The 9,218-nt window shown below is 45.4% G+C and carries 9 protein-coding genes; 8 read left to right on the top strand and 1 reads right to left on the bottom strand.

Going from position 1 to position 9,218, the window contains the following annotated elements:
• The 3 genes from RMO84_RS05965 to RMO84_RS05955 form a co-directional block, all read left to right on the top strand.
• A partial coding sequence (locus RMO84_RS05965) for a PIN domain-containing protein (RefSeq protein WP_310487557.1) occupies positions 1 to 319 on the top strand: 319 nt, incomplete at its 5' end.
• A 107-nt stretch (positions 320 to 426) separates the two neighbouring features.
• Positions 427 to 1,632, top strand: coding sequence for an AAA family ATPase (locus tag RMO84_RS05960; RefSeq protein WP_310487556.1), 1,206 nt, complete (start codon positions 427 to 429; stop codon positions 1,630 to 1,632).
• A complete protein-coding gene (locus tag RMO84_RS05955) occupies positions 1,632 to 2,369 on the top strand; it encodes a hypothetical protein (RefSeq protein ID WP_310487555.1) in 738 nt (245 codons plus the stop codon). The genes RMO84_RS05960 and RMO84_RS05955 overlap by 1 nt, the downstream gene beginning before the upstream one ends.
• On the opposite strand, the gene RMO84_RS05950 is transcribed toward RMO84_RS05955, so the two are convergent.
• A complete protein-coding gene (locus tag RMO84_RS05950; protein ID WP_310487554.1) occupies positions 2,366 to 3,004 on the bottom strand; it encodes a Uma2 family endonuclease in 639 nt (212 codons plus the stop codon). The genes RMO84_RS05955 and RMO84_RS05950 overlap by 4 nt on opposite strands.
• Before the next feature lie 743 nt (positions 3,005 to 3,747).
• On the opposite strand from RMO84_RS05950, the gene RMO84_RS05945 reads away from it, so the two are divergent.
• From RMO84_RS05945 to RMO84_RS05925, 5 genes are all read left to right on the top strand, one after another.
• Positions 3,748 to 4,440 carry an HAD-IA family hydrolase gene (locus RMO84_RS05945; RefSeq protein ID WP_310487553.1) on the top strand — a complete coding sequence of 231 codons (693 nt, stop codon included), beginning with the start codon at positions 3,748 to 3,750 and terminating at the stop codon, positions 4,438 to 4,440.
• Between the two features lie 35 nt (positions 4,441 to 4,475).
• On the top strand, positions 4,476 to 5,282 hold the full coding sequence (locus RMO84_RS05940; RefSeq protein WP_310487552.1) for a TauD/TfdA family dioxygenase: 807 nt from the start codon (positions 4,476 to 4,478) through the stop codon (positions 5,280 to 5,282).
• A 131-nt stretch (positions 5,283 to 5,413) separates the two neighbouring features.
• Complete coding sequence (locus RMO84_RS05935) at positions 5,414 to 6,658, top strand: sedoheptulose 7-phosphate cyclase (protein WP_310487551.1); 1,245 nt, start codon at positions 5,414 to 5,416, stop codon at positions 6,656 to 6,658.
• A complete protein-coding gene (locus RMO84_RS05930; RefSeq protein WP_310487550.1) occupies positions 6,655 to 7,485 on the top strand; it encodes a class I SAM-dependent methyltransferase in 831 nt (276 codons plus the stop codon). Before RMO84_RS05935 ends, RMO84_RS05930 begins: the two co-directional genes overlap by 4 nt.
• A gap of 374 nt (positions 7,486 to 7,859) precedes the next feature.
• Positions 7,860 to 9,206: an ATP-grasp domain-containing protein gene (locus RMO84_RS05925; protein ID WP_310487549.1), complete on the top strand. Its 1,347-nt coding sequence runs from the start codon at positions 7,860 to 7,862 to the stop codon at positions 9,204 to 9,206.
• Positions 9,207 to 9,218: the final 12 nt, after the last annotated feature.

The raw sequence follows: 9,218 nt of genomic DNA, 5'->3' as shown, positions 1-9,218 counted from the left end.
GGAAATCGAGGTAGCCGAACGTGTTGGAATTTCGCCGATTTCTTGTTACGAGATCGTGCTGGCTCAGGAGCGGGGGCGTTTGGAGTTGCCCTGTGCTGCTGAGGATTGGTTTCGGGATGCCTTGGAGCCAATGGATATTGTGTTGTTGCCTTTGAATGCTGAGGTTGCTTGTCGGGCGGTGAGTTTATCTGCCGTTCACAAAGATCCATTCGACCGATTAATTATTGCAACAGCGTTGGTTTATGAGGGACGATTAGCTAGTGTAGACGGCTTATTTCCACAGTATCCTGAGATTCATAATCGATTGTTAAAATCATAACTTTTCGATTGAGTTATTAGTATGGCGTTAGTGTCGGCGTTTTTATTAGCGATGATTCCTAAGTTGCTCCAGTTTGCGCCAATTCCCGATGTGAATGATTATAAGACATGCAAATTAAATCTATCAAAGTTGATAATTTTAAATCATTAGTTGGTTTTGAGTTGCCTTTAGCTAAGTTTAGCTGCTTAGTTGGGCTAAATGGTTCTGGCAAGTCTACAGTATTGCAATTCTTTGATTTTTTATCTCAACAAGTCAAAGGCGATCTAAGTGGTTGGTTAAAAAAGCGACAGTGGGAATCTTCCGATCTCAATTCAAAGTTAACTCGTAAACAGAATATTGATTTTGAAGTTTCACTTTCTCACGTAGGTCATTCTGAATTTGAAATTAAGTGGTCTGCTAGTTTTAATCGCAAAATGCTACGTTGTACATCTGAGCGAGTAGAATGGAATAACCAACTGCTTCTGAAAGTAGAAAATGGAACTTATCATGCGTGGACTTTGCAGAATATAGAGCTTGCGGCTAGTCCTACAAGACAGATAACTGTTACTTCTCTAAAAAGACGTGAAATAATGCTATCTGGAGATATTGCTTTCGATTATCAAGGATCTGTAATATCACAGATTAAAGATTCTCAGCTACCAAAAGAAATACATCAACTAAAAGATTTTTTTATTCATTTACACGCACTAGACCTTCTAGCCCCTGAGTTACTTAGGCAAAGAACTAGAGATGCAGGAAATAGTTTAGGGTTGGGTGGTGAAAAGCTATCAGCATTTTTGTATGGATTACGTGAAGAAAAGCGAGCTGATATTCAAGCGAAATTAGCTAAGATTTATCCACGATTTAAGCAAATCGATCTATCATCTCTACCTTCTGGCTGGAAAAAACTCACTGTTCAAGAGCAATTTGGAGATGCGATAGTTAAGACAGAAGCCCGACATGTGGCCGATGGTTTCTTGCGGATGCTGGCGGTTTTTGCTCAATTATCTAAAGAGCAAAGTTTTTTGCTGCTCGATGAAATAGAAAATGGCGTTAATCCCGAATTAATTGAGTTTCTGGTAGATGAATTAGTTAAATCCGATCCGCAAGTATTGATTACTACTCATAGTCCGATGGTGTTAAATTATCTTGAAGATGACATGGCGATCGAAGGTATTATTTATATATACAAAAATCAGATCGGGGCGACTCAGGCAATTAGATTATTCGATCTACCCAGAATGCGGGAGAAGTTGACAGTGATGGGTGCGGGAGAAGTATATGAAGATACGCTGTTGACGCAGCTAAATGCAGAAATTTTGGGAGATGATTGATGCATTTAGTGTTGAGTGGAGAGGGTGCATCGGATGTTGGGAGCGATCTCGAAAATATCGGCCCGATTACCAAATTGGTTGCGCGGTTAGTCGAGAGGCGATTAGGTTACTCCCTAGTTGATAAAGATTTGAAAGATTTGAAAGCTTTGACGTTATTCTCGAAAGCAGAACTAGTAGATTGCGCCAGCCAGATGCCACGTCGATCTCGGGTGGGCAAGAATCAACCGCGTGAAACGCGCTATTTTTACAATAATGCTCGCGCTTTGGCCTTATTGGCGAGGGAACTAGAGGCAGAAGATCTGATAGTTGTACTGTTTAGAGATGGAGATGGTACTGCGAAAAGCAACCGGCAGGAGTGGGAACAGAAACTTCAATCGATGCTAAAGGGTTTTGCGGTAGAAGAATTGACAACGGGTGTACCAATCTTGCCCAAACCAAAATCTGAAGCTTGGTGGCTGTGTGCGTTACGTGATAATTATCAAAATTGTCAGCAGTTAGAAGATGAATCGGGTAATGATGCTTCGCCTAATTCGTTAAAAAGTCAAATTGAGGTATGTCTGGGCGAACCTGCTACCCGCTTATTACTCAACGATAAGATCGATGCTGGTGAGATCGACATCGATCGAATCGACATGGAGAGTCTGAATAAATTCAAGCAGAGACTGAATCAGGTGCTGGATGGCTTGTTACCAAGTTACGAGAAAGGATCGATAGTCGATCGAGATATGAAGACTTAAAGATTGTCTCTTACCCACTGCTTAAAAGATTTAATTGCTTGGCTGCTACCAACTACTTGACTTTGCCGAACGTATGGATTGATTAGGTCAACGATCGGTAGATCTGGGAATGTGGGGCTAGAATCCGATCTGACATACTTACCATCTTGTAAGACTTCGATCTGCAAACCTTGTTTGCCATATCGCCACAGTTCTGGCACACCTAAAATTTGATAATTTTCTAGTGGGGTGCGAGATGTCAGATCGATTTCTACAGCTAGATCTGGCGGTGGATCAATATTCATGTCTAGACGATTTTTACCAAGCACTAATGCCTGATTTTGGATGTAGAAGCAGGCATCTGGCTCTACGCCTTGAGTCATTATTTCACTTTTTAAAGTTGTCGATCCGAGCGAATCATAGTCAATATTGAGTTTGTCGAGTAGAATCTTGATGATATCGCCGATAATTTCCTTAGCTTTTTCATGTTCCGGCAATGGCACCATAATCTCTAAATAACCGTGACTATAAGAAACTCTGGCAGAACGATGTTCGCCTAAATCTATCAAAATGTTTTCAAATTGCTGCCAACTAACATCTTCTAATAAAAGTTGCTGCCCTGGCTTAATTTTTAGTTGTCTTAACTCTAATAACATTAGCAATTATCTCTATAAAAACAGTTCGATCGCCTTGTGAATTTGGATATATTGAAGATTGAGCTAGCCTAATATTAGCAGGTTTCAAGCAACGCCGTACCCCGTACATGGATGATTATAAGCATCGAAGATAAATTGCGACTCAATTCCTAGACAGGAATTACTTGGATCGATTGATGCCCGATCTGCCAGTAATTGCTAGATGGCTTCGCGGTATTGTTATCTTCTTTCGATGCCGTAATGACCTCCCCTACTATTCTATCAAATGAAGATTGAACCAATCGAATTATAGATATGCCAAGTTTGACAGCATTCAAAGATAGGTTGAGAGAAGTATTGAGAGCTTGTTATTCAGCTACGGAAAACGATCGATAGTCGATCGAGATATCAAACCTTAAAGATTGTCTCGTACCCACTATATAAAATATCTACTTGCTTGGCTATTACCAACTACTTGACCCTGTCGAACACATCGATCGATTAGATCGACGATCGATACATCTGAGAATGTGGAGCTAGAATCCGATTTTATTATAACTTATAGAATTGATTGTCAATATTCCTGTTGATAGATGTCAGAGAATTGTAGTAAACTTAAGATGTTGGGGTGCAAACGCAAGATCGTGTAACTCTCGATCGAGATCGAACTCCTTTTAGAGCTACTTAGTTTCGTGAACCCTGACATTTAACTTACAGTAGTTAGGTATAAATAATTGAGCATCGATCGATAATCCATAAATCTTATGTCAGCTATTCTTTTTGGCTCTATTAGTACGATCGCCGACACATCCGAACTACAAAGACAGGCTTTCAATCAAGCTTTTAAGGCTCATGGACTAGACTGGAATTGGAGTCAAGCAGACTATTTGGTAATGCTAGAAAAAAGCGGCGGTCAAAATCGAATTAACGATTATGCAGATTCGATTCTCCAGGGGAGCGGCTCCGCTAACGGACAAACGGTTGATACTGAGGCAATTCATCGATCGAAGTCCGAGTTTTTTCAAAACAGTTTAACCAAATCTCAAATCGAGCCTCGTTTCGGTGTCGTTGAAACAATCCAGAGTGCAAAAATTCAAGGCTTGAAGATCGCTTTTGTAACAACAACTACTAGGGAAAATATTTCGTTATTGATATCAGCTTTGCATCTAAGGATCCAGGTAAGTGATTTTGACCTCATCTTAAATGCCGAGCTTGTCGATCGCCCAAAGCCAGACAAAGCAGCCTATACTTTCGCGCTAGAAAGACTGGGTGAAAAGTCGGCTGATTGCATTGCAATTGAAGATAACTTGGCCGGAGTAGAATCTGCGATCGCAGCGGGTATAAATTGCATCGCTTTTCCCAATCAAAACACCGCTCATCACGATTTTGATAGAGCTAAACATTTAGTCGATCGATTGGACTTTGACGAGCTGCAAAAATTTCTTGTCAGCAAATAGAACGATAAATATAACAAGCAGTACAGAAGCAAATTATGAGTACAGAAATCGTCGATTTTCGCGCACTTTCACCATTTGGAATCGAGGCCATTGGGATTAATATCAATGAGATAAACGATAAAGATCTAGTTTCTTTAAAACATACCATTGCCAGTAATGGCTTCCTTATCTTCCGGAAACAGGCAGTGAGTGATGCAGACTTTGTGGCTTTCCTCAGTCGATTGGGGCCGATGACTTTTACAGCGGGTGAGATACCAGTATCAGATCGACCCGAGCTGAATGTAGTCAGCAATATCGGGCGCACAGATCGACCTCCTCGGAGCGTTTTTCATACAGATACTAGCTATGTTGCTAGACCGCCGGCCTTCACCGCCTTACGCGCGGTAACTATCCCTGCATCGGGTGGCGCAACCCTATTTTCGGATCAATACCGTGCTTATGAGACTTTGCCCGCAACTGTGAAGGCGCAGCTTGCCGATGCGCGGGTGCTGCATGTCATGTCTGGACTAACACTAGACGATCGCCAAGAAACCCAAAGTTGGCATCCCTTGTTGCTGCCGCATCCTCTGTCCGGTCGATTAGCCTTATTTTTATCGACACCAGAACGCTGTCAGGCTATATCAGGTATAGCAGTCGATGCGCGGTGCGATCGAGCGCGGCGGATCGTGCGGTTGCTCTATCAGCACTCGATTCGCCACTATCGGCTTTACCGTCACCGATGGCAACCCGGCGATATTGCGGTCTGGGATAATCGTTGCACGATGCATCGTGCCGACCACTCACAGGTTATTGGCGATCGAGTATTGCATCGGGGGCTGGTGTTGGACGCACCAATTTTCTAGACGAGTAGACCTTTCCATGGTCGATTCAGGTGGAAGGTTATGCTCCAGCGACTTGATAATTATTAAAAAGATTGTTAACTTTCATAAAGAGCTATATAAGTGGCATGTATTAGTAACATTAGGAAAAGATAATGACTAACGTTCAGGCAACTTTCCAGGCTACGGAGACAGCTTTTCATGTTGAGGGGTACGAAAAAATCGACTTTAGTTTGCTTTATGTAGAGGGAGCATTTGCCGTTGAGAACGCTGAGATTGCTGAGAGCTACCGTCAATTCGGTCGCTGTCTAATGGTCGTGGATGAAGCGGTGGATGGTTTGTATGGCGAGCAGATTCAAGCCTATTTCCAGCATTATCAAATCGACCTCACCGTCTTTCCCGTTTCAATTAAGGAGACAGATAAAACATTGCAGTCGGTCGAGCGAATTGTCGATGCGTTTGCAGATTTTGGGTTGCTTAGGAAAGAACCCGTGTTAGTTGTTGGTGGTGGCTTAACCACTGATGTGGCGGGCTTTGCTTGTGCCACGTATCGCCGTCGCACGAACTATATTCGAGTGCCGACAACGTTAATCGGGCTGATCGATGCCAGTGTGGCGATCAAAGTTGCCGTCAATCACGGTAAGTTAAAGAACCGACTGGGTGCTTATCATGCGTCGCAGAAAGTGATTTTGGACTTCTCATTCCTGAAGACGCTGCCTGTAGATCAGGTACGTAACGGTATGGCCGAACTGATCAAAATCGCTGTGGTCGCGAACAACGGTATCTTCGAGCTGCTAGAAAAATACGGGGAAGACCTATTACACACTCGCTTTGGCTACTTGAATGGCACGCCTGAGTTACGCAAGATCGCGCACAAGGTCACGTATGATGCCATTAACACCATGCTCGGCCTAGAAGTACCCAATTTACACGAGCTAGATCTCGATCGAGTGATTGCTTACGGTCATACCTGGAGTCCGACACTGGAACTAACGCCGGAGATCCCGATGTTCCACGGTCATGGGGTGAATATCGATATGGCGTTCTCAGCCACTATTGCTCAGCAGCGGGGCTATATTTCCGTTGGGGAGCGCAATCGGATTTTAGGATTGATGAGCCGGATCGGTCTGGCGATCGATAGCTCTTATCTAACGCCCGAATTATTGTGGAAAGCCACAGAATCGATCGGTCGGACGCGAGATGGTTTGCTCCGCGCCGCCGTGCCTCACCCGATCGGGAGTTGTTCTTTCCTCAACGATTTAACTAGGGCTGAGTTAGACGAGTACCTAGCGATTCACAAAGAGATCTGTCGGGACTATCCTCGCGGTGGCGATGGCGAAGATATGTTTATCTCATTGGCAGCGGTGAGTGCTCCTGTTTCAACCGGAGTGGAAGCATGACGTTTACCTCTAGCGCGATCGAATCGCCCAGACCCGTGACACCGCTGGGGATTCTAGCCGCAAAGCTGGAGTCGCTCAGTCAGCAGCTAGCAGCCTCGGATATCGATCCCAAGTTGAAGTCCGAACTGCGCCAAGCCTGCGAGTTGGCAAGTGGGTTAGATCCTTATCTGAGTCACTGTACGACCCCTGAGTCGCCAGCTCTAGCATCGCTAGTGCGGCGTACCCAAGCCGAAGACTGGAGCCAACGGTTTGCCGATCGAGAAACAGCCCAACAGCTAGAGCAGGAAATGCTCTCAGGGCATGTCGAAGGTCAATTTCTCAAATTCCTGGTGCATGTGACCCAAGCGCAACGAATATTAGAAATCGGCATGTTTACTGGTTACTCTGCCCTAGCGATGGCGGAAGCTCTGCCGGATAGTGGCGAACTGGTTGCCTGCGAGGTCGATGCCTATGTGGCGAAGTTTGCCCAGGACTGCTTTAATGATTCTCCCAGCGGGCACAAGATCTCGGTCAAAGTGGCACCGGCAATGGCGACGCTCCAGCAGTTAGCTGCTGCAAATGAGAAGTTCGATCTGGTCTTTATCGATGCCGATAAGGCTGGCTATGTAGACTATGTGAATTTCTTGCTCGATCGTGACTTGCTGACACCACACGGTTTTATCTGTGTGGATAACACGCTGATGCAGGGGCAACCCTACTTAGCAGGGGAGTCTACAGCCAATGGGATGGCGATCGCCACGTTTAACCAGACAATCGCGGACGATCCGAGGATCGATCGGGTGTTGTTGCCGTTGCGAGATGGTCTGACGTTGATTCGTCGCGTGTAGAATCCGTTCGAGATCTGCTGGTAGGGGAGGGCGGGTTCGTTCGGTATTTACTTGTATAAATCTGGAATAGCTAGCATAAACCCGCCCCTACGGTCGATCTACACAAAGTGTTTGGTGTATTGCAGAGATCTGTAGGGGCAGGTTTGCGGCGTGCGCACGCCTTTGTTTCCCGACGGTTTAGCGGATGCAACCACGCGGAGGTTTCCTCCGCATGTGTTGCACCAAGCAGCGCGACAAGACAATGCTAAAAATTATCGTCTAACACTAACAGATTCAAACAAACCTGCCCTCCCCACCAATCCCCTCGATCTTCTATATTTCTTTCATAATCTGCTCCACCAACACCGAATTATTTTCCCAACTTACATTCCATCATGGGTTTTGAAAAAGCAGATCGCAAACAGCTACAGGAGGTAATCACAACGATCGTCAAAACAGTCGCAACTCTAACACTGCTGCTGTTGGTGCTACCTTTAAACCTGACTTTAACCGCGATCGCGTTGCTGAGAGCGGCTGTATTTCAACCACCTAGAGCGATCGCCTCCGACCCGAAAACAATCCTGATTAGTGGCGGTAAAATGACCAAAGCATTGCAGCTAGCCCGATCGTTCGATCGGGCGGGTCATCGGGTCATCCTGATCGAATCGCACAAATATTGGCTCACTGGGCATCGATTCTCGTGGGCGGTCGATCGCTTTTACACCGTTCCCAAGCCTCAAGCCAAGGATTATCTCGACGCGTTACTAGCGATCGTCAAGACGGAAGGCGTAGATGTTTATATCCCAGTCTGTAGTCCGGTTGCCAGTTATTACGATGCCGAAGCCAAGCAAGTACTCTCTAAGTATTGCGAAGTAATGCACTTCGATCCAGAACTGGTGCAACAACTGGATGATAAATCTGAGTTTTCAGCGATCGCCGCATCGTTAGATCTTGCTGTCCCTGACTCCTACCGCATTACCGACCCGCAACAGATCCTAGACTTCGATTTTGCCAAGCAACCACACACATACATTCTTAAGAGTATTCCCTATGACTCGGTGCGGCGGTTGAATCTGACACAGTTGCCTTGCGAGACATCACAGGAGACAGCAGCATTTGTTGCGGAATTACCAATTTCAGAGCATAACCCGTGGATTATGCAAGCATTTATCACCGGGCAAGAATATTGCACCCACAGCACCGTGCGGAATGGGGAATTGCAACTGCATTGTTGCTGTGAGTCGTCAGCTTTTCAAATTAATTATGAAATGGTAGATAAACCGGAGATCGCAGCGTGGGTGAGCAAGTTTGTAAGTAGCCTGAAGCTGACAGGGCAAGTTTCGTTTGACTTCATTCAGACAGATGATGGGGGTGTCTATGCGATCGAGTGCAACCCGCGCACCCATTCAGCGATTACGATGTTTTACAGTCATCCCGATGTCGCTAAGGCTTATTTAGAAAGCGATTTCTCCCTCATTCAACCGCTCGCATCCAGTCGTCCGACTTACTGGATCTACCATGAAGTTTGGCGATTGGTGACGCAACCCCAGCAGATCGGACGGCGGCTGAAAATCATTGCTAGTGGTAAAGATGCCATCTTTGATTGGGCAGATCCACTGCCATTTTTGATGGTGCATCACGCCCAGATTCCCTGGCTGCTGCTCGAAAATTTGTGGCAGCTAAAAGGCTGGATGCGGATTGATTTTAATATTGGCAAACTCGTCGAGCCAGCCGGAGATTAATTTATGGTGCTA

The sequence above is a fragment of the Chamaesiphon sp. VAR_69_metabat_338 genome, from assembly GCF_031423935.1.
Classification (GTDB): Bacteria; Cyanobacteriota; Cyanobacteriia; order Cyanobacteriales; family Chamaesiphonaceae; genus Chamaesiphon.
Note: the sequence above shows the minus strand (reverse complement) of the source record. Positions and strands in the feature narration are given on the sequence as shown.

What these genes read in the sequence shown, in the direction of transcription:
- RMO84_RS05960 (WP_310487556.1), top strand. Translation starts at nt 427, where the DNA reads ATGCAAATTAAATCTATCAAAGTTGATAATTTTAAATCATTAGTTGGT.
- RMO84_RS05955 (WP_310487555.1), top strand. Translation starts at nt 1,632, where the DNA reads ATGCATTTAGTGTTGAGTGGAGAGGGTGCATCGGATGTTGGGAGCGAT.
- RMO84_RS05950 (WP_310487554.1), bottom strand. Translation starts at nt 3,004, where the DNA reads ATGTTATTAGAGTTAAGACAACTAAAAATTAAGCCAGGGCAGCAACTT.
- RMO84_RS05945 (WP_310487553.1), top strand. Translation starts at nt 3,748, where the DNA reads ATGTCAGCTATTCTTTTTGGCTCTATTAGTACGATCGCCGACACATCC.
- RMO84_RS05940 (WP_310487552.1), top strand. Translation starts at nt 4,476, where the DNA reads ATGAGTACAGAAATCGTCGATTTTCGCGCACTTTCACCATTTGGAATC.
- RMO84_RS05935 (WP_310487551.1), top strand. Translation starts at nt 5,414, where the DNA reads ATGACTAACGTTCAGGCAACTTTCCAGGCTACGGAGACAGCTTTTCAT.
- RMO84_RS05930 (WP_310487550.1), top strand. Translation starts at nt 6,655, where the DNA reads ATGACGTTTACCTCTAGCGCGATCGAATCGCCCAGACCCGTGACACCG.
- RMO84_RS05925 (WP_310487549.1), top strand. Translation starts at nt 7,860, where the DNA reads ATGGGTTTTGAAAAAGCAGATCGCAAACAGCTACAGGAGGTAATCACA.